General features: G+C 42.0%; 26 protein-coding genes and 6 pseudogenes. 11 read left to right on the top strand and 21 right to left on the bottom strand.

What is annotated here, in order from left to right; translation table 11 throughout:
• Positions 1-21: 21 nt before the first annotated feature.
• The 5 genes and pseudogenes from V9W66_RS07160 to V9W66_RS07180 form a co-directional block, all read right to left on the bottom strand.
• Positions 22-435: an EamA family transporter gene (locus V9W66_RS07160; RefSeq protein WP_144093809.1), complete on the bottom strand. Its 414-nt coding sequence runs from the start codon at positions 433-435 to the stop codon at positions 22-24.
• A gap of 58 nt (positions 436-493) precedes the next feature.
• Entirely contained in the window at positions 494-1708 is a 1215-nt protein-coding gene (locus V9W66_RS07165) for an AI-2E family transporter (protein ID WP_243121660.1), read from the bottom strand.
• Positions 1709-1710: 2 nt separating this feature from the next.
• Positions 1711-4329 (bottom strand): cation-translocating P-type ATPase, encoded by a 2619-nt coding sequence (locus V9W66_RS07170; protein WP_144093811.1) that lies wholly within the window; start codon positions 4327-4329, stop codon positions 1711-1713.
• A 415-nt stretch (positions 4330-4744) separates the two neighbouring features.
• Positions 4745-5218, bottom strand: a pseudogene (locus tag V9W66_RS07175) (transposase); the annotation flags it as partial.
• A complete protein-coding gene (locus V9W66_RS07180; RefSeq protein WP_420313828.1) occupies positions 5146-5415 on the bottom strand; it encodes a hypothetical protein in 270 nt (89 codons plus the stop codon). The gene V9W66_RS07180 and the pseudogene V9W66_RS07175, both read right to left, overlap by 73 nt.
• Before the next feature lie 291 nt (positions 5416-5706).
• Between V9W66_RS07180 and V9W66_RS07185 the strand changes: the two genes are divergently transcribed.
• Both V9W66_RS07185 and V9W66_RS07190 read left to right on the top strand, forming a co-directional pair.
• Complete coding sequence (locus tag V9W66_RS07185; protein WP_243121661.1) at positions 5707-5805, top strand: hypothetical protein; 99 nt, start codon at positions 5707-5709, stop codon at positions 5803-5805.
• Positions 5772-6131, top strand: a pseudogene (locus V9W66_RS07190) (relaxase/mobilization nuclease domain-containing protein); the annotation flags it as partial. The gene V9W66_RS07185 and the pseudogene V9W66_RS07190, both read left to right, overlap by 34 nt.
• 365 nt (positions 6132-6496) lie before the next feature.
• Here the strand turns inward: V9W66_RS07190 and V9W66_RS07195 are convergent.
• Positions 6497-6796, bottom strand: a complete 300-nt coding sequence (locus V9W66_RS07195; RefSeq protein WP_005330972.1) for an ArsR/SmtB family transcription factor — start codon at positions 6794-6796, stop codon at positions 6497-6499.
• A gap of 173 nt (positions 6797-6969) precedes the next feature.
• Between V9W66_RS07195 and V9W66_RS07200 the strand changes: the two genes are divergently transcribed.
• Positions 6970-8544: an IS1182 family transposase gene (locus V9W66_RS07200; RefSeq protein WP_144094053.1), complete on the top strand. Its 1575-nt coding sequence runs from the start codon at positions 6970-6972 to the stop codon at positions 8542-8544.
• Positions 8545-8697: 153 nt separating this feature from the next.
• Here the strand turns inward: V9W66_RS07200 and V9W66_RS07205 are convergent, their stop codons facing one another.
• The 12 genes and pseudogenes from V9W66_RS07205 to V9W66_RS07260 form a co-directional block, all read right to left on the bottom strand.
• Entirely contained in the window at positions 8698-9408 is a 711-nt protein-coding gene (locus V9W66_RS07205; protein ID WP_330575278.1) for a succinate dehydrogenase/fumarate reductase iron-sulfur subunit, read from the bottom strand.
• The gene (locus V9W66_RS07210; RefSeq protein ID WP_144093572.1) at positions 9405-10949 is read right to left on the bottom strand and encodes an FAD-binding protein; all 1545 of its coding nucleotides are present in this window, start codon (positions 10947-10949) and stop codon (positions 9405-9407) included. Before V9W66_RS07210 ends, V9W66_RS07205 begins: the two co-directional genes overlap by 4 nt.
• Positions 10946-11485 (bottom strand): pilus assembly protein PilX, encoded by a 540-nt coding sequence (locus V9W66_RS07215; RefSeq protein WP_144093574.1) that lies wholly within the window; start codon positions 11483-11485, stop codon positions 10946-10948. Before V9W66_RS07215 ends, V9W66_RS07210 begins: the two co-directional genes overlap by 4 nt.
• 10 nt (positions 11486-11495) lie before the next feature.
• Positions 11496-12014 (bottom strand): DUF6921 family protein, encoded by a 519-nt coding sequence (locus tag V9W66_RS07220; RefSeq protein ID WP_055062590.1) that lies wholly within the window; start codon positions 12012-12014, stop codon positions 11496-11498.
• Positions 12015-12030: 16 nt separating this feature from the next.
• Entirely contained in the window at positions 12031-14616 is a 2586-nt protein-coding gene (locus V9W66_RS07225; RefSeq protein WP_144100572.1) for a heavy metal translocating P-type ATPase, read from the bottom strand.
• 59 nt (positions 14617-14675) lie between these two features.
• The gene (locus tag V9W66_RS07230) at positions 14676-15035 is read right to left on the bottom strand and encodes an ArsR/SmtB family transcription factor (protein WP_015512809.1); all 360 of its coding nucleotides are present in this window, start codon (positions 15033-15035) and stop codon (positions 14676-14678) included.
• A gap of 193 nt (positions 15036-15228) precedes the next feature.
• Complete coding sequence (locus tag V9W66_RS07235; protein WP_144093578.1) at positions 15229-15786, bottom strand: hypothetical protein; 558 nt, start codon at positions 15784-15786, stop codon at positions 15229-15231.
• A 45-nt stretch (positions 15787-15831) separates the two neighbouring features.
• The gene (locus tag V9W66_RS07240) at positions 15832-16137 is read right to left on the bottom strand and encodes a hypothetical protein (protein WP_144093580.1); all 306 of its coding nucleotides are present in this window, start codon (positions 16135-16137) and stop codon (positions 15832-15834) included.
• A gap of 40 nt (positions 16138-16177) precedes the next feature.
• Positions 16178-16555: pseudogene (locus tag V9W66_RS07245) on the bottom strand (DUF6017 domain-containing protein); the annotation flags it as partial.
• A 93-nt stretch (positions 16556-16648) separates the two neighbouring features.
• Entirely contained in the window at positions 16649-16978 is a 330-nt protein-coding gene (locus V9W66_RS07250; RefSeq protein WP_243121632.1) for a hypothetical protein, read from the bottom strand.
• 6 nt (positions 16979-16984) lie between these two features.
• Positions 16985-17203 (bottom strand): annotated as a pseudogene (locus V9W66_RS07255) (replication initiator protein A); the annotation flags it as partial.
• Between the two features lie 24 nt (positions 17204-17227).
• Positions 17228-17695, bottom strand: coding sequence for a hypothetical protein (locus tag V9W66_RS07260; protein WP_144093582.1), 468 nt, complete (start codon positions 17693-17695; stop codon positions 17228-17230).
• 596 nt (positions 17696-18291) lie between these two features.
• Between V9W66_RS07260 and V9W66_RS07265 the strand changes: the two genes are divergently transcribed.
• The 8 genes and pseudogenes from V9W66_RS07265 (at position 18292) to V9W66_RS07300 (ending at position 24036) form a co-directional block, all read left to right on the top strand.
• Positions 18292-19095 carry a reverse transcriptase domain-containing protein gene (locus V9W66_RS07265; RefSeq protein WP_144093584.1) on the top strand — a complete coding sequence of 268 codons (804 nt, stop codon included), beginning with the start codon at positions 18292-18294 and terminating at the stop codon, positions 19093-19095.
• A 158-nt stretch (positions 19096-19253) separates the two neighbouring features.
• Positions 19254-19775 carry a hypothetical protein gene (locus V9W66_RS07270; RefSeq protein WP_242828381.1) on the top strand — a complete coding sequence of 174 codons (522 nt, stop codon included), beginning with the start codon at positions 19254-19256 and terminating at the stop codon, positions 19773-19775.
• Between the two features lie 52 nt (positions 19776-19827).
• Complete coding sequence (locus tag V9W66_RS07275; protein ID WP_439362801.1) at positions 19828-21081, top strand: DDE-type integrase/transposase/recombinase; 1254 nt, start codon at positions 19828-19830, stop codon at positions 21079-21081.
• Between the two features lie 2 nt (positions 21082-21083).
• Entirely contained in the window at positions 21084-21887 is an 804-nt protein-coding gene (locus V9W66_RS07280; RefSeq protein ID WP_243125600.1) for an ExeA family protein, read from the top strand.
• Positions 21888-22060: 173 nt separating this feature from the next.
• Positions 22061-22582: pseudogene (locus V9W66_RS07285) on the top strand (group II intron reverse transcriptase/maturase); the annotation flags it as partial.
• Between the two features lie 97 nt (positions 22583-22679).
• On the top strand, positions 22680-23162 hold the full coding sequence (locus V9W66_RS07290) for an IS630 transposase-related protein (protein ID WP_439362974.1): 483 nt from the start codon (positions 22680-22682) through the stop codon (positions 23160-23162).
• The gene (locus V9W66_RS07295; RefSeq protein WP_439362976.1) at positions 23089-23655 is read left to right on the top strand and encodes an IS630 family transposase; all 567 of its coding nucleotides are present in this window, start codon (positions 23089-23091) and stop codon (positions 23653-23655) included. Before V9W66_RS07290 ends, V9W66_RS07295 begins: the two co-directional genes overlap by 74 nt.
• Before the next feature lie 21 nt (positions 23656-23676).
• Entirely contained in the window at positions 23677-24036 is a 360-nt protein-coding gene (locus tag V9W66_RS07300; RefSeq protein ID WP_144092611.1) for a restriction endonuclease subunit S, read from the top strand.
• 147 nt (positions 24037-24183) lie between these two features.
• Here V9W66_RS07300 and V9W66_RS07305 read toward each other — a convergent pair.
• The 3 genes and pseudogenes from V9W66_RS07305 to istA form a co-directional block, all read right to left on the bottom strand.
• Positions 24184-24258: pseudogene (locus V9W66_RS07305) on the bottom strand (hypothetical protein); the annotation flags it as partial.
• Positions 24259-24347: 89 nt separating this feature from the next.
• The gene (gene istB, locus V9W66_RS07310) at positions 24348-25124 is read right to left on the bottom strand and encodes an IS21-like element helper ATPase IstB (protein WP_008369148.1); all 777 of its coding nucleotides are present in this window, start codon (positions 25122-25124) and stop codon (positions 24348-24350) included.
• Positions 25121-26665 carry an IS21 family transposase gene (istA, locus tag V9W66_RS07315; RefSeq protein WP_144094096.1) on the bottom strand — a complete coding sequence of 515 codons (1545 nt, stop codon included), beginning with the start codon at positions 26663-26665 and terminating at the stop codon, positions 25121-25123. Before istA ends, istB begins: the two co-directional genes overlap by 4 nt.
• Positions 26666-26831: the final 166 nt, after the last annotated feature.

Consider the following 26831-nt stretch of genomic DNA (forward strand, 5'->3'; position numbering starts at 1 on the left):
ATATAGTTTTCTTATACATTTTTACAAAACCATCAATAATGTTCCCGCACCGATCAAAATACATCCCATCATCGATCTTGCTGTGAATTTCTCATGCAAAAAAACAAATGCCAGTACCAGTGTGATCACGACACTCAGCTTGTCTATCGGCACAACCTTCGATGCATCGCCTATCTGCAGAGCACGATAATAGCATAACCACGAAGCACCCGTTGCCAGACCTGAAAGGATCAGAAACAGCCAGCTTTTTTTGCTGATCGCTGCGATCCCGCCCTGGGTATTTGTGAGGAAAACCATTCCCCACGCCATAACCAGCACCACCATCGTTCGAATCGCTGTTGCAAGATTCGAATTAACACCGGCAATACCTATCTTGGCCAGTATGGAGGTCAGCGCCGCAAATACAGCAGACAGCAAGGCAAACACAAACCACATAGTAACTCCCCTCTTAAATATAAGATTTTCTTAACTATCCCAATACAAGTCCATCATATCATTTCCCCTCTGATATGTCACTATTTACAATTTCCTCCGCCGTATATTCCTCTATTTCTGTCTTTGTCACCTGTTTGATATGCTTTTTCTTCAGGCGCAGATATACGAATTCCCGAAAGATAGTATAGAACACGGAAAGCAGCGGAATGAAAACAAGCATACCTACAATTCCCATAAGGTTTCCGCCGATCGTAACTGCTGCAAGAACCCAGATCGACGGAAGTCCTACGGATTCACCCACAACATGAGGATAGATCAGATTTCCCTCGATCTGCTGCAGCACCAGAAATACTATAATAAATAAAATTGCCTGTTCCGGATTTACCATAAAGATCAAAAAGCTTCCCACCGCACACCCGATGAAGGCCCCGAAAATCGGAATCAATGCGGTAAACGCAATCAAAACTCCGATCAAAAGTGCATATGGCATCCTCAAAATACTCAGTATCACAACAAACATACAGCCGAGGATCGCAGCTTCCAGACACTGGCCTGCAAGAAAATTTGCAAATGTCCGATAAGTCAGAGAACAGACTTTAAGAAAAGCATCTGCCTTTTTCTTTGGGAGAAAGGCAAAAAATACTTTTCGGATCTGCACATGCAGCTTCTCCTTCTGAAAAAGAACATAGCAGGCAAATGAAAAAGCAATAAAAAAGGCTGCCAATCCACTGATTATGGAACCCACTGCTGACATTGTAGTATTCATCATATTTCCTGCACCGTTTCCAAGAAGGCTTATCCCCCACTTGATCGCCTGATTCGGATTAAACTGTACCTGATCTACCAGCTTCATGATTTCCTGGTTATTATGGGAGAATTCCCGGATCCAGCTTTGCATCTGCGGGATAAAATCAGCGATACTCATCATCAGAGTTCCCATTGTCCGCGTAAGCTGCGGGATCACACCAAACATCACCATTACGATCACGCCAACCGCAAATACGAGCGTAAGGAAAAGACTTATGGGTCTTGCCAGTTTTACACCTATCTTATTTTCTTTTTTTACCCTTCCAAAAATTTTCTTTTCCAAAAAGCTCATTGGCACGTTGGTCACAAATGCGATCGCTCCGCCAAGTACAAAAGGAAATGCAATCCCCCATATTGCTTTCAGCACATCGATCACCACATCAAACTTCCACAGGGCGGCCACAAGAAATGCTGTAAACACAATAAGCTCCCGGATTTTTTTTACAGATATTTTACTTATATCCACTATCATTCTCCTCTTTTTCTTAATTTCATGCGTATCCATTTAAGCAGCTGAATGATCGGAAGACTTGCAAACGCATACAGATATACACAGCCAAGCTGCATCAAATCCAGCGTCTCTACTTTAAACAGGAGATGAAATCCCGGAACCGTCAGTACAACGGTAATGAGTACTGCCCCAAGTACAAATGCTCCCTGAAGCCATTTATTATTAAAGAAACGTTTTGTAAAGATAACCGGATGATCCGATTTGCAGTTGAATCCATGGAACAGACGTGCCAGACAAAGTGTTCCGAAGGCATAAGTACTGCCAAGCAGTGCACCATTCTGATGATATCCTGTCAAAAATCCGATCATCGTCATCATACCGATCACCAGTCCTTCCAGACCGATTTTACCAAGAAAATCCTTTGTCAGTATTGACTCGTCTGCTGATCTTGGTTTCTCATTCATCACCTCACTGCTGTGCGGCTCCACGCCTAATGCGATCGCCGGAAGGCTGTCTGTCAAAAGATTGATAAACAGCAGATGTACCGGTGCAAAAGGAACCGGAAGTCCTGCAAGGGATGCACAAAGAACTGCCAGGATCGCACCAAAGTTTCCTGACAGAAGAAACTGGATCGCATACTTGATATTCTGATATAAATTTCGTCCGTTTTCCACTGCTTTTACAATTGTTGCAAAATTATCATCTGTAAGCACCATTGCTGCGGCATCCTTTGCGACCTCGGTTCCGGTCACTCCCATTGCAACACCAATATCTGCCTGCTTCAATGCCGGAGCATCATTCACACCGTCTCCGGTCATTGCCACGATCATCCCCTTCTCCTGCCATGCACGGACAATACGGATCTTGTGCTCCGGTGACACTCTTGCATACACAGAAATATTCGGGACAAACTCCTTCAGCTGCTCATCACTCATATTTTCAATATCAGCACCTTCGCAGGCCTCTGACAGATCATGTAGGATCCCGATCCTTTTTGCGATTGCCGCTGCTGTGATCTTATGATCTCCCGTGATCATGACCGGCCGGATCCCCGCTTTTATACATTCTGCAACTGCAGCCTTTGATTCTTCCCTCGGCGGATCCATCATAGCGATCAAGCCAAGAAATACCAGATGGTTCTCATCTTCTGGCGTCAATACATGCTTCTCCGGAATTTCACGATAGGTAAATGCCAGTACCCGTAACCCTTCCATTGAAAATTCCTGATTCTGGCGCCGGATCTTTTCTTTATCTGCTTCTGTGATTTCCCGAACTCCGTCCTTTGTCCAGATCCTGTCTGTCAGCTCCAGAAGCCGGTCAACCGCACCTTTTACGATCATCCGGTTCTCATCATCAATTCTGTGAAGTGTTGACATCATCTTACGGTCACTGTCAAAGGGAAGCTCTCCTTCCCTTGGATAAAGCTTTCTTACACCAGCAGCCTCGATTCCGTACCGGCTGCCCAGATTGATCAATGCCGTTTCCGTCGGATCTCCGATCTCCACTCCATTTTCATTTGTTGAATCATTACATAAAATGCTGTAGTCCAAAAGACATCTCTGCGCCGGATCTGCTACATCAATTGCATCTGCTGTGATTCTTTTTCCATCAATATAATAATCTTCTACTGTCATTTTATTCTGTGTGAGTGTTCCGGTCTTATCCGAACAGATAACAGATACGCTTCCAAGACCTTCCACAGCCTGAAGCTTACGAATGATCGCGTGCTCCTTTGCCATCTTCTGTGTTCCGAAAGAAAGGACGATCGTCACGATGGAGCTTAAAGCTTCCGGAATCGCTGCGACTGCAAGTGCTACTGCAAACATAAATGCACTGCTGATCTTCTCACCGCGGAATACACTGATCGCAAACAGAATTCCGCAAAATATCAGGATCAGAATGGAAAGCTTCTTTCCAAAATCATCCAGATTCGCCTGAAGTGGCGTCTGTTTTTCCGAAGTCGATTTCAGAAGTCCCGCAATTTTTCCAACCTCTGTCTGCATTCCTACATTCGTTACAACCGCTCTGCCACGCCCATATGTGACAAAGCTTCCGGAAAACAGCATATTTGTCCGATCACCAAGCGGTGCTTCCTCCAAAATAATGTCCATACTCTTTTCAACCGCAAGACTTTCTCCGGTAAGGGCACTTTCATCGACCTTAAGGCTTGCATTTTCAATCAATCTTCCATCGGCCGGGATCATATCACCTGCTTCAAGGAGGATCACATCTCCTACAACCAGTTCTCTTGCCGGGAGCTGTACCGCCACACCATCACGTAATACCTTTGCCTCCGGTCCGGAAAGCTTCTTTAAGCTCTGCAGGGACTGCTCAGCCTTTACTGTCTGCACAGTTCCCAAAATCGCATTGATCGTAATAACGATCACGATAACTGCTGCACTTTCCACATCTCCAAGCATACCGGATATCACTGCCGATGCGATCAGGATCAGCACCAGAAAATCCTTATACTGTTCAAAGAAGATCTGCAAAATACTTTTTTTCTTTCCTTCTGCAAGCTCATTCCATCCGCACTTCTCTCTGGACCGTCTGACCTGTTCATCGGTAAGCCCTGATTCCCTGCTTTCCACACGCTCGAGAACTTCTTCTGCTGTCTGCTGATAAATTTCTTTCATTACCTTTGCCTCCTTTTTTGCAAATATTCACCAACTGTAATTTTTTTATGCAATAAAGGATTTTTTTGATAAAATGATATAAAAAAAGAAACCCTTATTGCATAACAAAAAATGCAATAAAAGTCTCACCATTTCCCTGCAGCGCCGGATGTTTCCACCGTACTGACGACACTGCAAACGCAGATTTCCAAACGTAGGTTACTCCCCTTTATCAGTTTTCATAGTATAACAGGATCGGTACCTCTGTCAAGATACTTTATCCTGAATTATTCATGAGCATATAAAAATGCTCAATACTACAAAGCCTTGAAACAGTTTCCTTGAATTCAATCGAATCATCCCTAAAAATGTACAGACTACCCCCTGTGAAGTTTGATCAAGTTACTTTGGAACTGTCAAGGTACGTTGATAGTTTCTATTCCAACTGTACGAACAGCTGCTGGATATTCTCCCATGTCCTGTAGAACTCCTTTTTATAAGGACAGCTGCTACACAGTTTGAATGTGATAGATCTTGCGGAATGGATTGCCCTTGCAGCAATCTTTATCAGCTTTAAGCGGATGGTGTCCACCTGTTGCTTCCGCATACTGGCTGGCAGTACCAGTCGCCTGAACCAATTGAACAGGTTGTAAGCAAGCATATGAAGTCTCATACGGTTTGTATTTACTATTTTGGAATGACTACTGACAGCAGCAAAGTCAAATCCACTTTTGCTTTCCTTAATGAAGTTTTCCATCTTGCCCCTGCCACAATAAAACTGGATGATCTGATAAGGTTCCATATCCATGTTTATAACAATAAAAGTGTACATGTGTGTCAGCTGTCCGTATGGTTTCTCAATTTTGAAAACCACACGTCCTGGATATTTCCATGAGCCTGCCTGCCATAAGTGCCAAACAGAGTGCTGTCCAGATCCAGAGTCAGTTCATCCGCACAGTCGTCCTGAAAATATGCAGAGATGACCTGATAGATCATCTGTAATAGATTTTCATAGTCTTTGTGGAACCGGACAGACTTATCGTTAGTTTTAAACTTTTTTTCAATCAGCTTTGTAAAGCCGATCTTTGCAGCGAATTCTTTTATCAAAAGGAGACCTGCATCGGAGGAAAGATCGCCTCCATCAAAATTTCTTTAGAATTTGCCTATTGCTTTGAAGTGAAAAGGTATTTACAATACTCATAAAGGGCTCCTTTGTTGGTATTATTTGAGATTCGACACCTTAATTTTACCACAAATGGATGCTCTTTTTTTATTCACTTAATAGGTGAAAAGCAATATGCAATTAAAATACAGTAACTATATGGCTTTCAGCCACTTTCACGGCAAAGCCGTGAATAATTCAGGATTGGCATAAACATCAATCAGATTGCAAAGAAGGTGAATACTACTGGAGATCTGTATCCAGAAGAAATGAAAGAATTGAAAGAGATGGTGAAAGAACTATGGCATATATTAAGATCTTCCCCATTAAAGTAACAGATAAGAAAGCTCTGGACTATATCACGAATCCAGACAAGACTGATGAAAAACTGCTGGTTTCCGGTTTTGGCTGTTCTCCTGAAACAGCTGATCTGGAATTTGCCATGACGAGAGAACAGACAAAAAAGAACGGAATGAATAAAGGCGATAACCTGGCATTTCATCTGATCCATTCCTTTAAACCTGGTGAAACAGATGCAGAAACCGCCCATCGCTTAGGACAGCAATTTGCAGACGAAGTACTGAAAGGAAAATATGAATATGTGATCAGCACCCATGTTGATAATTCAATTCCTGCCGAAATCAAAATAACATGCGGTGTCCAGAAACTCATTCCACCGATATTCAGATAATTGAAATTTGCAAGCTAAGAAAGGAAATTGTTCTGCATACCAATTCCGGCAGATGGAAGTAAGGTAGAGAGCCATGTTGCTCCCATCGCCACATAAGCAAAAAGCGACATGAGAAGAACTACGATAGAGATCAGCAAAACTGTCAATGTGTCTTTACATTTTGCAGACAGGAACAACGTACAGCTAACCGTTGCTAATACAGAAAGTAAGCCCGCTGCTGCGAGAATTATCTGCAACTGCCTCAGATTGATGTTTGGCAGGTTACAGTCAGGTAACGCTGGAAAAAACTAATTCCTGAATTTGATTCTTTTTTTATGATATCTGCTCTCCTTAAATTATTTACAACAATCCCCGTCACCGCATCCAAGGCAAGTAAGGGATTCTATAAAGTGTTTGTAATTCATCAATGTCTCACAATTCAAAGAATAGTGATGCCATTTTCCTTCCTTACGATCATTCACAAGGCCGCATCCTACCAATATCTTCATATGATGGGATAAAGTTGGCTGGGTAATTTCAAATCTTTCTAAAAGTTTACACCCGCACTTTTCTCCATCCGACAGCATCTGTACAATTTCCAGCCGGTTCGCATCGCCCAAAGCCTTGCATATCAAAGCCACATCCATTGCATTCATATTGACACCTCACATTGATCATTGTCTATGTTCAATATAATATATACATAGATATTTGTCAATGTATATATTTTTAAAAAAGGGGCTGTGAAAAAAGAATAGTCCCCCAAAAAAGAAAGACCAAGAGTTTATAATGAACTCAAGGTCTTTCTTTCTGTTATAATTAACTTGCAATGAAAATTAATAACATAATCTATTCTAACCCAAAACAGGCAGTTTTGCCAATGCTAATTCAAGATTATTTGGACATCTGTGATCCAGTGCTGACTTTTGATAGATTTATGGGAGAAATCGAACTGGAGAAATATCTGAAAAATATTCCTCAACATGATACAGGAAGACTCAGGTATGACCCGGTCAGCATGCTGAAAACAGTTTTGTTTGGATTTATGGCGAATGGCTATATATCATTGCGTGAACTGGAGGATCAGTGTAAAATCAATCTCCGTTTCATGTATCTTATGGATCATCAAGCACCTTCTTACCGTACTTTCGGCTACTTCATCAACGAAGTACTTGCTGATTCCATTGAAGAAATATTTCAAGATATAAACAAAAAAATCTTCGAGACAGAGCATGTGGATCTTCAACATCTATACATTGATGGATCCAAGTTTGAAGCAAATGCGAATAAATACTCCTGGGTATGGAAAAAAGCAACCGAAAAATCCAGATACCGTCTCTTTGGTAAGATCACTACACTCTTTGAAGAAATCAATGAGGAACTTTCATGTACAGGTATGAAACTTTGTATCAATAGTGAGTACGCACCAGAGTATCTGAAGGAAGCTGCTGAACAGTATGCAGAAGTCTGGCAGATTAATGAAGCAATGTTTGTTCATGGCAGGGGACATCGTAAAACTACACAACAACGTCATTATGAGAAACTCAAAGAGTATGCTGCTAAGTTGGAAGAATACGTGGAAAAAATCAAAATCTGTGGAGAAGATCGCAACAGCTACTCGAAAACAGATCATTCAGCCACTTTTATGCGAATCAAGACAGACTACATGGGAAATGACCAGTTGCTTCCAGCTTATAATGTACAGGTCGGTGTTGCAGATGAATATATTGCTGTTGTTGATGTAAATCAGTATCGCTCAGATATGGATTGTTTTATTCCATTAATGAACAAGTTTTATACTACATATGGCTTCTATCCAAAGTACCCAGTAGCAGATGCCGGATATGGTTCTTACAACAATTACATCTTCTGTGAGCAGCAAGGAATGGAAAAATATATGAAGTTTCCCATGTTCAAGAAAGAGACTACTGACAAGAAATACCATGAAGATCCATTTCGTGCAGTAAATTTTCCAATCGGGGAAGACGGAATCATGCGTTGCCCAAACGGGAAAAACTTTAATCTTCAGTATCGAAAAAACGTAAAAGGGAACAAGTATGGGCGACAGGAAGAAGTGTATCAGTGTGAAGACTGCTTCGGCTGTCCATACGCAGAACAATGTAAAAAGACAGACAAAAACCGTACTGTTCGAATCAACCGCGAACTTACAGCGATGCATCAGGAAGTGATAGAAAATCTCGAAAGTATCCAGGGAGCGCTTCTAAGGATGAACAGATCCATTCAGGCAGAAGGTACCTTTGGTATCATGAAAAACGACCGGTGGTACAAAAGAATTGTCCGAAGAGGAATAAAATCTGTATTGCTTGAAGTATTTCTCGTTTCTATCGGACACAATCTTTATAAATATCACAACAAACAGAAAAAAGTTGCAGCTGCCGCATAGGAGTTCATAATAGCATTCTTATGGGGTAAGGGGAACTATACCCTTTTTTATGCAATATAACTATTATCATAACCATAAGCAAAAGGACGCATGAAAAAACTCTCGTTTTTTCACACGCCCTTCATACATTCATTATAGCTTTTATCATCCATTTTATTTGCCCCAAACAGCCGCTGCATTCGACCTTACAAGCAGTTCTTCCACAGGCAGACCAATCGGACAAATATCATGACAAGATAACGACTTCCCGCATCCTTCAAAAAATCTCTTCTTATATTCAGCAGAAATCTCATTCAAATGAGTGCTTTCCTGTTCTTCATTCAGAATCCGAAATGCGTTGACTGCAGCAACAGTGCCTGCGAAAGTCCCATTTGCAGAGAAGTTAGGACACACTTCAAGGCAACAGCCACACATCAGACAGCGTGCCGACTGATATCTCGGTTCATGTGTCCACGAACTCATATAAGCTTCACTTTCAAGCCAAAGGTTCAGTTTTTTCAAATTTTCAAACAGATTTGACCGGTCAACGATCAAATCTCTTACAAGCGGAAATTTGCTTAAAGGTTCCAAGATGATTGTAGAACCTTTTAACGTATGTAGAAATGTAGAGCATGCCAACCTCGGACGTCCGTTAATCAGCATGGCGCAAGCCCCACATTTTCGCACCATACAGCTACATTCCCAGCTGATGGGAGTAACTATATTTCCTGAGTTATCTTTCAAAGGGGTTCTACTGTTCAATTCCTTTAGAACATTGGCAACAGAGCTGTTTTTGCTTCCGTCAAACTCAAATTCCTGCCAATAACTGTCTGATTTCTGACTCTCCTGCCGCCTGATTCTTATTTTATATACCAAGTGAATCACCGCCTTTCTGGAACAGGTACAAAGGAAATCTGTATCTGCTTTCCATCAAATCTGGCTACCGTTGTTTTAAGGTAATCATCGTCATTGCTCTTCGGATAATCCTCCCGCCAGTGTGCACCACGGCTTTCTTTTCTTGCAAGAGCACTCTTTAGAACTGCCATGCCAAGCAATGGAAGATTTCCTGTCAGCGCTTGTACCGTTTGAATCCCATTTAACAACGTATTCTCATTTCTGACAACGCCCATAGTCTCCTGCATCACTTTGTTTAATTGCTTTATTTCTGAAATTTGGGACGCTGGTGGAAAATCTATCTGTGTCGCACAAGATAGATCTACTACATCTGCCTGTTCGCATGCTGATTTTGCCGCAACACGTCCTCCGTATAACGCTCCTAACAGAGAATTTCCACCAAGACGGTTGGCACCATGATATTGGGCACAGCATTCTCCGGCAGCGCAAAGATTCTGAATCGGCGTTCTGTGCTGCTCATCCACCAGAATGCCTCCCATAAAATAGTGAATTCCCGGTAAAACAGACACCGGTTCCTTTCGTATATCTTTATGCAGATAGGTCATACAATCGTCTGCCAGACCAGATAGCTTATTTGAAATAATCTCCTCCGATATTTCCGTCATGTCAAGAAATACCTCTGATTCATGGCTGACCTTCCATATCTCTCTGGCGGTAATATCTCGTGGCATCAGATTTCCAAGCTCCGGGTATTTTTCCTCCATGAAATACCATTGTTTTCCATCTTTCATGGAAAACAACCTGCCACCTTCCCCTCTGGCCGCCTCGCTGATGAGCATGCGTTTTCCACCACATTTCACAGTTGTCGGATGATACTGGATCATCTCGCCATTTGCCAGAGGAACACCAAGCCGGAACAATTCTGCGGTGACTTCTCCTGTATTGCTCAGCGAACCCGTTGTATTTCCAAACAATCCGTGCATACCACCGGTGGCAACAATAACCGCATCCCCCGGTAATTCCACAGTCTCCTGACTGTATTCATCCCTGATTACGCAGCCACAACAAATATTGCCACACAGACGAAGTGTTAGGAAAGAATGATGGCTGAACCGTTCTACCATACCAGATGCTTCTTTCCTGCGAACAGCGTCTATCATAGCTGTCATGATCTGCTTCCCGGTATCGCTCTGTGCAAAAGCAGTCCGTTTCTTTTTCTGCCCGCCAAAATTCCGCAGATCCACATCATCATAGCCACTCATGTTAAATTTAACTCCAAGTTTTAGCAGCCAGTGCACCAGCTCCGGTGCTGCCTGTGTCATTCCCCAAACTGCATTTGGATCTGCCAGACCACATGCTGCCTTTATTGTATCTGTAAAATGTTCTTCGGGACTGTCGTTTTCATCTTTTGTATTCAAAGCTGCGTTGATACCGCCCTCCGCCATAACAGACTGTGCCCGCTCTGACGGAAGGAAGGAAACCAGTTTTACATTGCATCCATTTTCCGCTGCCTGCAAAGCCGCTGAAAGTCCTGCCAGTCCAGCACCTATAATAATAATTGTCTTACTCATAGATATTGCCACCCAATATAATATAAAATAACCGCTCCCGCTATAAAAAGAAGAAGCACCGAAAGGATCAAATAAATATCACTCCTTCGTTCTTTATAACTGATGATTCCCAGTGATACGAGCAATGGGCGGATATTGATAAAAATATGAACAAAGATTACCGCTACGAACAAAAGCTGAGTTACCATCTTTACAGTTGTAAAAGGGAACAAAATATATGTCCCATTCTGCACCTTTCCAAACAAGCCAATATGGAATAACAGCAGAATCAGTATTGCCATCCCACTGGCTCGTCTCGCCCAAAATATGACGTTTTGTTTCAGATACATTTTTCCTGATTGCTTCGCTGTCTGTAAACTCTGAACTGTCAGGATGACACCAATCACCGTATGCACAACAAGAATACCAACACCAATCCATGCAAGAAGTTTCCCTGCACTACTTCCAACTCCGTTCAGCATAAAGCTGCCCATGATTCCATGAATCATAAAAATGAGAAGCATTAAAACAGACAAAATCGTATTCCATTTTCTCATAAATTCCCGCTCACCTCATTTCTTCGCTGTCCATGATCATATAGTCCATCTGTGTTAGCGTTGTAACGTCAATAAAATCATCCGATGCCAGGAATACATCATACTTTCCACTTACCACTCTTGATAGCATCATTGTGTTACTGTACTCTTTCAGATCTACGAAAAAACCGGCCTGTTTCAACCTGTCACAGAGTTTCTTAGCATAACTGACAAGCGGATAATCCGTCTCAGATACATATAACCGAAAACTAATATCCGTTTTCATGAGATCTGTTTCATTTGTTTCCGAATCGTCCAGTGCCAATTCTTTTAATTTATTCCGGGTGTTCTCGTTGTCGAGACCATCTGACATCATATTAATACCGAGAACATAAGAGCCTTCCAACTGTGCGGAGGCTTGAGCCGCCTTTTTTGACTTCGGTGTTGCTCCTGTGACTGCATCAATCATAGAAGGCGGTGAATGTAATATGACACCAAAACCTACAAGAAAAACAATCGTAACAACTAACAGAATCAGTTTTCGTTTCACATTCCCACCTCATTTCCTATTTTTTCAAAATTCTCATTGCGTTCAAAACAGCAATTATGGTAACGCCTACATCACCAAATACAGCTTCCCACATTCCCGCAATACCAAGAGCGCCAAGAATCAGGAACACACTCTTAATCCCAAGAGCAATCACTATATTCTGCATGACAATCTGTTTTGTCGCTTTTGCCACATCAATCGCGTCCACCAGCTTAGACGGTTCATCTGTCATCAGAACTACATCTGCTGCTTCAATGGCCGCATCCGAACCAAGCCCACCCATTGCAATACCAACATCTGCACGGGCAAGGACAGGAGCGTCATTGATACCATCACCAACAAAAGCCAATTTGCTTCCCGGTCTCTTTTTACTGTCTAAAAGCTCAACCTTTTCCACTTTTTGATCAGGAAACAGTTGTGCATAATATTCATCCAACTGCAATTCTTCCGCAACAGCCTTTCCGATTTTTTCATCATCACCAGTAAGCATGACTGTTTTTTCCACACCGATATGTTTCAAATCAGAAATTGCTTTTTTGCTGTCCGGCTTTACTTCATCTGTTATCAGAATGCATCCGGCATATTGACCATCTACTGCTACATAAACCTTTGTACCAACTTTTTCACAGGCTGTGTACTCCACATGCTCTGAATCCATAAGTTTCGTATTGCCGGCATAAACTTTCTTCTTTCCTGCCATGGCACTGATTCCATATCCGGAAATTTCCTTGTAATCAGAGATAACTGATTGGTCAATTTCTTTTCCATAAGCAGAGAGAATGGATTTTGCAATAGGATGGTTAGAAAAGCTCTCTGCCTGGACCGCATACTCCAGAACCTGTTCTTTTGAAAATCCATTTGCAGGCAGAATATCAGTCACATTGAAAACACCCTTTGTAAGTGTTCCAGTTTTATCGAACACAATAATGCTGACATTATTAAGCGCCTCTAAATAATTGCTTCCTTTTACAAGAACACCTCGTTTAGATGCCGCACCAATGCCGCCGAAGAAAGTCAGCGGGATTGAAATAACCAATGCACATGGACAAGATATCACAAGGAAAACGAATCCTCTGCGAATCCACTCTGTCCAGCCTCCACCAAGAAGGATCGGTGGCAGAATTGCCAGAATAGCTGCTAAGATTACAACAACAGGAGTGTAATAACGTGCAAATGTAGTAATGAAATTTTCTGTTGGTGCTTTTCTACTGGACGCATTCTCCACAAGATCAATAATCTTTGAAGCAGTAGATTCACCAAATGCTTTCGTTGTCTTAATCGTTAAAACACCCGTCTGATTCATACAACCGGAAAGTGCTTCGTCTCCTTTATGAACGCTTCTCGGAACCGATTCTCCAGTTAAAGCCCTCGTATCCAGCATAGAATCTCCATCCAATACCACACCGTCTAATGGGATTTTTTCACCAGGCTTTACAATAATAATCTCGCCAATGGCAACACTTTCAGGAGATATGGTAATCAATTCTCCGTTCCTTCTGACTGTAGCACAATCCGGACGTATATCCATTAAATCTGATATAGATTTTCTGGAACGCTCAACAGCCAATGACTGGAAAAATTCACCAACTTGATAGAACAGCATAACAGCAACTGCTTCCGGATATCCGCCAATGACAAAAGCACCAATCGTAGAAACGCTCATCAGGAAATGTTCATCAAACACACGTCCCTTTGAAATATTCCTCACAGCTTGCCATACAACATCCCCGCCAAGAATAATATAGGAGACAATGAGAAAAACTAACTCGACAGGCAGTGGCACTTTCGCAAAAACTGTCAATGCCATACCAATACCATAGATTGCTGCGCCAATCGCTAAACGAATCGTCAACTTCTTGTCCTCATTGTTATAGGATGTATTGGTATCCTGTTTTTTTGCAGGTATATAGTATTCCTGTGCAATTTCGGAAACTTCTACATCTGGCTCATGGCTGTGGACAATCGTTTCAATCTGACTGGCTATTGTATTTGCGACAACTGGAGCAACATTGATTGTCAGCGTCTGCTTCATCAAATTTACAACTGAGGATTGTACTCCATCCAATTCTCCGACTTCTTTTTCAATTTTTGCGGAGCAGTTCGGACAGTCCAAGCCCTTTAACAAATAACTCTTTGTAACGGGGATAATTGTTTCTTCCTGAACCTCCACATCTGGCTCATGGCTGTGGACAATCGTTTCAATCTGACTGGCTATTGTATTTGCGGCAACTGGAGCAACATTGATTGTCAGCGTCTGCTTCATCAAATTTACAACTGAGGATTGTACTCCATCCAATTCTCCGACTTCTTTTTCAATTTTTGCGGAGCAGTTCGGACAGTCCAAACCCTTTAACAAATAACTCTTTGTAACGGGGATAATTGTTTCTTCCTGAACCTCCACATCTGGCTCATGGCTGTGGACAATCGTTTCAATCTGACTGGCTATTGTATTTGCGGCAGCTGGAGCAACATTGATTGTCAGCGTCTGCTTCATCAGATTTACCACTGAGGATTGCACTCCATCCAACTCTCCGACTTCTTTTTCAATTTTTGCGGAACAATTTGGACAGTCCAACCCTTTTAATAGAAATATGCGTTTCATGATAATCTCCTTATAATTTGTTTAATTGTTCAATTGCTCAACTATAATGTTAAAAAATATTATTTCTGCCAAAGATGCTCAAATCCCTTGTCAATAATCTCTTTCACATGATCATCTGCCAGCGAGTAGTAAACTATCTGTGCTTCTTTACGGAATTTTACCAGATTCGCTAGGCGTAATGCCTTTAACTGATGCGAAATTGCAGATTTTGTTACCCCCAGTAGCACTGCAAGATCACATACACACATCTCACTCTGTTCTAGAGCGTGTAAGATTTGTACTCTAGTTCCATCTCCAAATAGCTTAAACAAAGAAGCCAACTGGATATAATCATCTTTTGGCTGCATCTTGGATTTCACATCATTCACAATATCCTCATGAATTACATCGCAATTACAAATATAAGACGTTTTTGACATATATTCACCTTCAAATAATAATAATTGAACAATTACTCAACTATTATTATACTTATTTTTAAATTTATGTCAATAAGCTGATGTTAGTTCCCCATAAATTTTACAATTAAAACCAGCTCTTTATTCTTTTCTTAATCTTTTTTCCCAGTATACCGTTTTGGCTTTCTTGTCACACTTCCTGTAAATTCCGATTTCACGATATCATTTCTAATACTAATTTTACCGTATTTTTCAGATTCAGTCCGTCTTTTAATCCCAACCGATAGAAAAACTCTTCTGTATCTGCTCCACTGCTGAAAATTGCATTACAGTATTCCGTAATCACTTCTTCCTGTTCTGGGGATAACGTTTCCAGTAATTTCTGGTATTTCTTATCAATCTCACTTACTGGCTCTTTATCCTGCTTTAACTTCCATTCTGGATATGCTTTCCCCATATGCTCTGTAATTGTCAGATTCACAAATTCCTGCACTTCCTCTGGTATGGTACTCGTAGATTCCTGTTTATCTTTCTTTTTATCATTTGATTTTTCAAGTGTCGTGTCATCAATATAACGAATGATTTCTCGAATATTTGACTTCATCGACTGCAGATATCCTTTCATCAGCACAGCTACTTTTCTAGCATCCGATTTTTCGGTTTCTTTTTCCAGCATATAAAACTCTTCCAGTTCTTTCAGGATATCCATCCCTGCTTTCATCTGAAATTCCACCTCAAGCAAATCATCCATCACTTTATATAATTCTTCCATTGTTTATTTCTGCCTTTCCATATAGCGCCACTATATTTTCCACAATCATCCAAAAATAAAGTCCTGTAATCCACATTTCACAACTTCAATCACTGCAACTATCCCCATACCGATATGTGGGAGTAGAACAAACACTACTGTCGTAATAATCGCTGATTTCATTGTCCAGTCCGTACTGATCCCAAACCCAATGCTCAAAACTTCTGTCACAACAGAGATTCCGGCTATCAGATAGCAGAATCCAGCAGATAATCCGACCAGGAACACCAGCACGATATTCACCGTTGCAAGTACCAGCCAAACAGGAGCTGCAATAATTCGAAATGGCAATTCTATCAAAAATCTCAACATAATTCTTCCTCCTACTTTGTGCCCACTGGGCACAAAGTTCTTACCCATCCGGAATATCCTTGCCCCAGTACATGTCATGTCGAACTTCAGCATCATAAAACTGATTGATCGTTGCAGGAGCGTTATACAATACAGTCAGCATATACTGCCGAATATTCTTCACTTTGCTTGTACTCCTGTCAAGACTGAAAAACACATACTGGATGTGTTCATACCCGACTTTCAGCAAACGGCTCTTGACCACTTGTGTAGGCACAGCTTCTCCATTGATCTGCTGATATGGCTTTGTCGAACATATTGCATCCAGCATCAGCTCTACCAGCTCTTCTACTCGTCCAGTTCCATAGCTCTGACAAAGGATCTCATATTCGATATTGTCATGAATTAACTGTCGATACTCATTTCTCTCCTGTATCCTATCTTTCCCTTTCTCTTGTTCAGATAGATATTGATAAGATTCATTCTCACTAAATTCAGTATAATTATATTCAGTATTATTACAGTTTGTTTTTCAAACTTCTTGAAGTTTATTTTTCAAACTTCCTGAAGTTTGTTTTTCAAACTTCTGTGTATTTACGGGCTTTTCCGGCTCTCTTTCCGCATATTCTTCTATTTCTGCCTCTGTATTTTCTTTTCTCTCTGCTACATTTTCCGGTGTTTCTTCCGAATCAAAGATTGCTGGCTCATCTGGATATTCTGTCAGGCTGAAATTTTTCACGTAAATAACATTTGTTTTTCCAAGCCCGATTCGCCTCTTCTCAATCAATCCAATCCCTTTTTCCTGATCCAGCTCTTTTAGACAATTCACAGCCTTATTCCTGCCACAGTTAAGCATTTCCATAATCTCTTCCACCGAAAAGAAAATATATGCCCTGTCCTCTTCATCAAACCACCGGTTCTTGATGGACAGTGACATCCGGTCTAACATCAGTCCGTACAGCACCTTTGCTTCACAGGAGAGATTTTTAAAATATTCACTTGTAAACAGCAGTTTGGGAATACGATAAAAACTGTACATATCGCATTCCATTCCTTGAAAATAATGGAATGTTGCTCTTATACTCATGACACATCCCTCCCTTCGTGCCTATCAATGATTCTGATTGCTCCATTCCTCCAAAAGCTGACATATAACAGTCCGTATCTTCTGTTCATCATATTCTGGTGGAAAATACTTCTTAATTTCATCCTGTTTTAATGTTACCGTTGTTTTCTTTTTACGCTCTCCTATAATCAGGAGCCGCACAATCTCTTTTGTCAGCGTTTTTTCTTCTCGATGTTGCCTTATTTTTTTTGCCTGTTCCAGGCTTGGATATTTTCCGGTACTCTCATGCACTTCTTCCACCATCTCCTGTTCTGGAACCGTAAGATAGGAAAGCTCTACACCTACCTGCAATCCGATCACATCACGATCTACTGCGTTTAATAGGTCATTCATCAGATAAGTAAGCCGGATATAGCGATACACCTGCCTTGCACTGTCATTTGCGTTCTTTCCAATGTCTTTCGCACTGATACCGCCTGATGTCCCCTGATGATTCATTGCTTCCATCTTCATACGGTATGCAAATGCCTTTTCACTTGGGAGTATATTATAGCAAACCTCTTAAATAATGCAGTTCCTTTACAGCGGTGATAAAATATAGTGTAGGAGATGTGCGCCAGTTCGGTGCCGAATATATAACTGGTGGGAATCCAGTCTGGTAAGACCTAGCAAGTCGCCAGTACCGAGTCCTTGGAGCATCGAAGGCTAACAATGATGTTTAAGCGTAGGACAGGGAACAGGAACGCCGTAATGCGAAAGCGTGAAGTGATTGAGCTTCGTTAGAATTATCGATTGTGTGGGGTGGTCTGCTATCTCCTTGGGTCACCAATAAGGAATAATCGCTAAGCGAGATTATGAAAACACACCGGAGTCCCAGAGCACGGCATACCTGATATAGTTATATTCGACATACCTGGGAGACCTGAACAGTTCTGGACATGAGCCAGTAGGGAGTATCGGCCAATGCAATGGTGAGTACAAACGAAGACTGTTGAGGAGTCGGATTCATCCATAGTACCGATGAAGGAAATAATGACTCTGGAGGGAAGGGATGGACAATAAGTTGCTTTTGCGATCAAAACATAGAAAGCACAGGAGGCAGACATTCTATGGAAAAAGAGAAAGCAGAAATAGCCAGTCTCGTAGAAAAATATGGAAGAGTCCAGTCGTTAATGAAATACGTCAACGAGGACACGCTCAAAGTATCTTACAGCAAACAGCCAAAAGGGAAAGCGGTGGGAGCAGACGGAGTTACAAAGGAAGAATACGGAAAGCGATTGGAAGAAAATATTGAAAATCTGATAGTAAGAATGAAGAAATTTTCCTACAAACCATACCCGGTACGCAGAGCCTATATTCCAAAAGGAAATGGGAAAATGCGAGGACTGGGAATCCCGTCATTTGAAGACAAAGTGGTTCAGGGTGTTTTCAAGGAAATACTTGAAGCGATATATGAGCCGAAGTTCAAAGAGTTTTCCTACGGTTTTCGTCCAAATAAGAGCTGTCACGACGCAATCCAGAGGGTAAATAAACATATCATGGCAGATAAGGTAAATTATATAGTGGACGCTGATATTAAAGGCTTCTTCGATAACATAGACCATGAGTGGATGATTAAATTTCTGGAACACGATATAGCTGATAAGAACTTTATACGATATATCAAAAGATTTCTGATAGGCGGAGTCATGGAGGACGGAAAGCGGCTGGAAACAGAATCAGGAACGGTGCAAGGCGGGCTGATTTCGCCAGTGCTTGCAAATGTGTACCTGCACTATACGTTAGATACGTGGTTTGATTATGTGAAGAAGCACGAGTTTAAAGGAGAAATGTATATAGTACGCTATTATCAGCCACACTATAACAAACCGATTTTTTACTTTTCATGCAAAATAAAAGAGATCCTGGTATAAAGGAATCTGACGTATTTTCCATCAGATTATTTTATCATGAGACCTCTTGTGTTATCATATGGTTTTGTAACCACGAAATAAAAAGCAGAAACCTCCCCGACCAAAGTTCGATTTCTGCTTTCACCCAAACATAGCTTACGCTACATTCATGCATACCTATGATAACAGTTAATACAGAAAACTACAACCTTATTTCTCAGGATTTTTACAATAAAACAATGGATTCTCTCGATCTGAACCTTATTTCATGTACCTGCGGTCACTCCGGCTGTCTCATCCGCCATGGCTCTTATAAACGCAGTGTCCAGCTTGCTGACAGAATCATCTCCCTTTCTGTTGTTCGTGTGTACTGCAAAGCATGTGGGCATACCCATGCGCTGTTACTTTCATCCATGATCCCGTATTCCCAGATCCCTCTGGTTCTGCACGTCCGTCTGATCCATGCTTATGAGCATGAGACCGGATTCCAAAACATACTGGCAGAACAGTACCTCGTGGATGAAAACAACCTGAAATCCATCATCCGGAACTACCGTTTACATTGGAAGCAACGGTTGCTCTCCATGAGGCTTCACCTCCCCGATATCCCCAGCCTGATTTCAGGATGTTTTTCCCTCTTTTCCAGACAGTTCATGCAGATTAAATCAACCTCCAATAAACTTTTTATCCTGCCAACATAACCTTACACGACAGGTCTGGTTTTATCCCTTATCCTTTAGAAAAAGGAGGCAGATGAAATCTATGAAACAAGAAAAACAACAGGAAATCGCACTGATGCGCTATGGCGCCATCGCACCGATTATTGCAGGACTTGATGAACGTTATCCAAGCAAGACCGCTTTTTACACGGAAATTTCTGCAAAAGGACTCATGGGACCCGACGGGAAGCTCCATCATTATGCTCCCGCCACCATTGAAAAATGGTATCTGGACTATCAGAACCATGGTTTTGAAGGTCTCGTCCCGAAAGGGCGCTCAGATGCCGGCATGAGCCGCAAGCTTGACGAAGAACTTCAGGAGAGAATCCGGTATTTCAAGACCAACTATCCACGCATGTCTGCGGCCGCTATTTACAGGCAGCTGAAATCCGATGGCTCTGTAATAAACGGACAGGTATCCGAATCCACCGTCAGCCGCTTTGTGAAACGGCTTCAGTCGGAACTGCGGCAGACACCGAACAAGGATATGCGCCGATATGAACGCCCCCATATCAACGAAGTCTGGTGCGGGGACAGCAGTGTCGGTCCCCGCCTTACAGATTCGGACGGAAAAAAACACCGGGTCTATATCATTGCCCTGATCGATGATGCCAGCCGGTTCATTACCGGGATCGATGTGTTCTACAATGATAACTTTATCAATCTGATGTCCGTTATGAGATCAGCCATAGCAAAGTACGGGCGCCCCAAAGTTTTCAACTTTGACAATGGGAAATCTTATAAGAACAAACAAATGGAACTCCTGGCTGCAAGGATCGGTACAACACTCAGTTACTGCCAGCCATACACTCCTACCGGAAAAGCCAAGATCGAGCGATGGTTCCGGACCATGAAGGATCAGTGGATGGCAGCCCTTGATATGCGGGATTTCCATTCACTGGAAGAACTGAGGGGAAGCCTGCATGCTTTTGTCCAGAGATACAACCAATCCCCCCATTCTTCCCTCCACGGGCTGTCCCCACAGGACCGCTTCTTTTCGGAACCGGAACAGATCCGCAGGCTTTCTGAGGAAGACATCACCCAAAACTTCCTTCTGGAGATTGAACGCCGGGTATCTGCTGACAGTGTGATCGTCATCGACCAGATTGAATACGAAGTTGATTACCGTTTTGCACGGCAGCGCATCCGTCTGCGCTATTCTCCGGATATGAAAGAGATCTTCATCGTGGAATCGGATGGAACACTAACCCCGATCCGACTTCTGAACAAAACGGAAAACGCATTGATAAAAAGAGAAAAAGTACACTTATGTAAAGGAGACGAATGAGCATGGATTATACTGCAAGATACGGATTGGAATTCAATCCTTTCCTGAAAAACTCAAAGGAAGTCCTCGTAGAAACACAGGAGTACAAGGAGGTTCTGTTCCGGCTGGACTACCTGCTTACCACAAAAGGTTTCGGGCTCCTCACCGGAAGCGCCGGAAGGGGAAAGACCACCGCAGTCAGGAACTGGGCTTCGGGACTGAACACTTCCCTTTATAAAGTGATGTATTCCAGTCTTTCCACCCTGACCGTAAATGATTTTTACCGGAACCTTGCCACTGAGCTCGGAGCCCAGCCTGCATTCCGCAAGACCGATAACTTCAAGATCATCCAGGATGAGATCAACCGTCTCGTACTTGAAAAACGACAGACGCCTGTCATTATCATAGATGAAGCGAACTATATCGGAAACGCAGTGCTCAATGACTTAAAAATGCTGTTCAACTTTGAAATGGATTCCAAAGACCGGGCAGTTGTTCTTCTTTCTGGTCTGCCACAGCTCAACAGCACCCTGCGCCTGAGCATCCACGAACCTTTCCGCCAAAGGATTGTCATGAATTATAACCTGGAAGGTATGACAAAAGCAGAAGGACATTCCTATGTTACTGCCAAGCTGAATGGCGCAGGATGCACACAAACGGTATTCGAAGACAATGCACTGGAAGCAATCCTCAATGCAGCGAATGGGACCCCACGTATGATCAACAAACTGTGTAATGCAAGTCTGTTGGTTGGAAACAGCTCAAATTTAAATATCATAACCGCCGATGCCGTCATGCAGGCAATCAATGACTGTGAACTCGGATAGCTTTAGAAACCATCATGTAAGATAATCTGCATGATGGTTTTTTCTCATAAAATAACGTGCCTGAAGCGTCCAAAAATATATGCTTCATCCCATCGTTAGGTGCTCTGAAAGACCCGTTTTAATCTGATGGAAACGGCAGCGTTTAATTTGCCGAATAACAACGCTACGCAGATGATTTTGTTTGCTTGTTCCAATACGAGAATGAAGCACGAAAGTTCTATCAGCTTCTGATTGAAAGACTGAAGAAATTCGGACTGGAAATCGCAGAGGACAAAAGCAGGATACTACCCTTTGGCAGATACAAGGGAACAAAAGAAAGCTTTGATTTTCTGGGTTTTACGCATTACAATGCGAAAAGCCATTGGGGGAAATACTGTGTACTGCACAGAACAAGTAAAAAGAAGCTGAAAATAAAACGAGAGGAAGCCAAGAAATGGATATGGGAGCATATGCATGAAAGCATAGCCGACACGATAGAGACACTGAATATAAAGTTAGCAGGGCACTATCGCTACTATGGAATCTATGGGAACTATATAGGACTCATAAAATATTTTGTGTATGTGAGGCAGGAACTCTGGAAGAGTAAGCGTCGCAGAGACCAGTCGTATTGGCTGACATGGAAAAAGTATCGGGAGATTTTAAAGATACATCCATTGGAAACTCCGAAGATATATGTAACAAGTGCTTATTAGGCGAAAAGCTTATTGAAGAGCCGTATGCCTTAATAGGGCACGTGCGGTTCTGTGAGGGGCTTTTGAGACTTGAACCTCTCATCGCAAAAGAATATAGATGAAAGGAAGTGAAAAGTCGAGACAAAGTCTACTCGACGATAGTATGCTACACAATGAAGCTAGAAAACTAGTATTGGAAGCCTGGGATAAAACTCACAATGCCAGGGAAATTGCAAAATATTTTTCAGTAAATGAAAGCACCGTATACCGCCTTGTAGAAGAGCGTGCACGCACTGGCAGTTATGAGACCAGAACGCAGATGAGAGGTCGGAAAACAATTCTTACAGAAAAACAGCACCACGATATTCTGGAACTTGTGCAAGAACAACCAGATATCACAATGAAGGAGATTGTCGAAACGCTTCATTTACCTGTCGGCGATGAAGCCGTCAGGCGTTTTCTGATAAAACAAGGTTACACTTATAAGAAAAAGTCTTTGCATGCAAAAGAACAGGAGCGTCCCCGATGTGCAGAGAAAACGCAGTCAATGGATAGAAACTATATCTGGTGCAAATGCAGAACATCAAATATATCTCGATGAAAGCGGTATTAATACAAACCTCACAAGACACTATGCACATGCAGTACATGGGAAACGTGCCATGGATGCTACTCCGATCAACACGCCTGCCGGAACAACTGTTTTGTCATCCATCCGGCTTAACGGCAGTCTGGTATATACTACGTACCAAGGTGGAACAACTGCACAGCGATTTCGTGAATATATGGGAAAACAATTGATACCGAGCCTTGAGAAAAACGATGTTGTAATCATGGATAACATGCGTTCTCATCATGCCAAAATAGTGACGGAACTTTTAGACAAGGCAGGGATCTCCTATCTATATTTGCCACCATACAGTCCAGATTTGAACCCTATTGAAAAAATGTGGTCAAAAATGAAATCCTTTCTCAGAAAGAGGAAAGTCCGTGTTGCTGCTGAACTACCTAAGGCTGTAAAAGCGGCCTTAAAAACAATAAGTACGAACGATTGCAAAGGGTTGTTCCTCGCATCTGGAATTTGCGTTAATTAAGAGGATAGCTATAAGTGTTGTATGCCTAAAAAAGAAGAAGTTCTAGATAAAGGAAACTGTATTACAATCAGCCCGATTGATGGTAGTGCTTTTTATCAAGAAACTGCTTTTCTTGGCAGAGGTGGTGCTAGTTCTTCTATTCTGATATTATACAATTCTAGTATGAATAAATATTCAGGTTTATTTATAGCCAGAATGCTAACGCAAACTTGTTCAAAATATTCTTATGGAAAAATGGGAAATCAAGAAAGTATAAAACGAGAAAAAATAATGCTCCCAATCGACGGCAATGATAATCCCGATTATTACTTTATGGAGCAATATATAAAATATATATCATTTAAACTAAATTTTATATCTAATTTTCAATTATCCGCATAAACACTATACATTCAAGCATTTTGAAGTATAGAAAAACACTCATCTTACCACGAATTTACCACGATTGAATGAGCCTTGATATGACCGTAAAACTACTAAGGGAGATAACACGAAACTGTGTATCTCCCGATTTTTTTATACAGTTGATTACTTCACTCCGATTTCAAATTTCAATATTGCTTTCATCATGTCTGTATGAATTTCTCCTTTTAGTTCTTCATCTGAATATTACGGTGCGGCAGAGCCGCCAGTCCGGTGTGGCGAGAGCCACCTGTCCGGACTAACGGAGCCACCTCAGTTTGTTTATTAAGTTACTTTGCCATTGCTGGATCCAGTCCATATACTTCTCTCATAGAGAGGTCTTTAGCTGGGTCAACACTTTCAATATCGATTTTATAGGAATCATACGAAATACGATCCATGATGGCATCGGCAAGAGTACTTTCACCATCACAGATTTGCTGGTACCATTCACTTTCACGGAACTGAGAACAAAAGATTGTTGAAGATTTTTTACGTCTTTTATGTATCAGTTCAAAAAGATTCCTGGCTTCAGCTTCGGTCAGTTTAAGAAGCAGCCACTCATCAAGGATCAGTACTATTGGCTTGGTATATTTCTTCAGGACATTCGAGAAAGTTCCATTGTCCCTGGCAGCCTGTAAGTCCAATAATAGATCAGGAAGTCGTACATACCGTACTGAGTAATAGTGCTTGCATGCTTCCATGCCAAAGGCACAGGCCATATAAGTTTTACCACTTCCGGTTGCTCCAGTAATAAAGATGTTCCGGTATTCTGTAATGTATTCACAGGTTGCCAGACGGTTGATCAGTGCTTTGTTCAGCTTTCGTCCAGAATGGTAATCGATGGCTGCGATGCTGGCATCTGGCTGTTCAAACTCAGCCTGGCGGATCAGCCTTTTCAGACGATTGTTTTTACGGTTGCTATACTCGACATCAACAAGCATACCGAAGCGATCTTCGAATGGAACTTCTTTCATTGCAGGATCATCCATCTGGATGCGGAATGCATCTGCCATAGCAGTCAGACGCATTTCAATAAGTTTATCGATTGTACTTTGATTTGTCATGATTGTTTACCTCCATAGTATCTGGCTCCTCTGGTTATGCCGTGTGGTTTTTCTACTTGAGATGATTCTGATTCGGTATCAGGTGCATCCTTTGTTGCAACCAATAGATTTTTGATACTTTTATAGCTGGGTTTACCGGAATATGAGAGCGCCTTAGCGCAGACCTGTTCCAGCTTTTCTGACGAATATTTTTCTGCCAGTTTCAGTAATCCCATGCAGCTTCTGTAGGATTGCTGTTCAATCCTGCCGGAGGTAAGTATTGCATCGACAACCTTACTTGTGTTAATTCCAATCGAATCAGCCCACTTACGGAACCGATCACCGTTCCATTCCAGATATTTCTGGTGTTCCTGCGGCATATGTTCTGTCACTGTAGAATACTGACCGCTTCTTCCATAGAGTCGTCTGTGAGAGGCAATACGATTGTGATTATAAAATATTTCAACCGTTGTATCTGTTATACGCACATCAACCTTATTTTTGATATACTGATAAGGCACGGAGTAGAACATTCTGTCTACTGCGATGTGATAGTTAAACTGGACGGTGGCTTGTTTCCACTCAGCCAGTTCAAAAGGTGTAGCAGGCAACGGAGCCAGTAATGGCATTTCTTCCCCAAGAAATAAACTGCGTCTGCTACATTCCTTTTTCTGGAATTTACGGGCGTTGTAGGCATCCAGTTTTTCACGGATTGAAGCATTCAATTCTGCAAGAGAGAAAAACTGTTCATTGCGAAGGGCTGCTGTTATCCATGTGGATATCTTTCCTACCGATCCCTCTACATTCGGTTTATCTTTGGGTTTCCGGATTCTGGCCGGAAGGATGGCAAGATTGTAATGTTCTGCCATCTCATGATAAGTTGTGTTTAAGGCAGTGTTGTACCAGTCACTCTTTTTATGATTCACTGCGGTTGTGCAGTTATCAGAAACGAGCATAGGTGTGACACCGCCAAAGAAATCAAACATCTGGACATGAGCTTTGATCCAGTTGTCGGTTTTCTCATTCATATATGCTTTTACAAAAGCATACTGACTGTAAGTTAATACACCTACAAATATCCATGCATCTGTTATTTCTCCGGTGTCCGGATCAATGATGTGAGCAGGGTCACCTGCCCAGTCAACCTCAATCTGTTCACCTGGTTTTCTAGGGATATGCATGGTAGCCCTGCGTTTTTCTTCATCCTTCTGGATGTAGTAGCAGAACTGAGAATACATTAGAGGCTCTTCGCTGCTCATGCGGCACTCCTCACAGTATTCTACCCAGAGAAGCTTTTTGTTTACGCCGTTCCGCAGAAGTTCTTTGCGGATGTAGTCAAAGTTTGGCATACGTTTATTCGTTGCCGACTTATCTTTAGGAAACATCAGCTCCTCTAGCGCACTGTCGGTCATGTCAAAATCCAGCGGCCATGAAAGATTGATTTCCGCTGCTTTTTTCAAAACCTTGGCGACTGTGTTTCTGGATACACCGCAACTTTGTGCGATGTTCCTCTCACTGAATCCTAAGCTTTTCAAGCGTAGGATTTCACGATACTTGGTCATAACTTACGACCTCCTTTATCTGTATTCACACCAAAGGTGTGTATTTACAATATAAAGGAAATATATGTAATAGAGCCCAATAAGGTGGCTCTGAATTACCGGAATATATGGCTCTCATTCTCCGGAATGGTGGCTCTCAAAGTCCGGACAGGTGGCTCAAAGAGCC

Source organism: Blautia massiliensis (ex Durand et al. 2017) (assembly GCF_051861785.1).
In the GTDB taxonomy this organism is placed as follows: domain Bacteria; phylum Bacillota; class Clostridia; order Lachnospirales; family Lachnospiraceae; genus Blautia_A; species Blautia_A luti_A.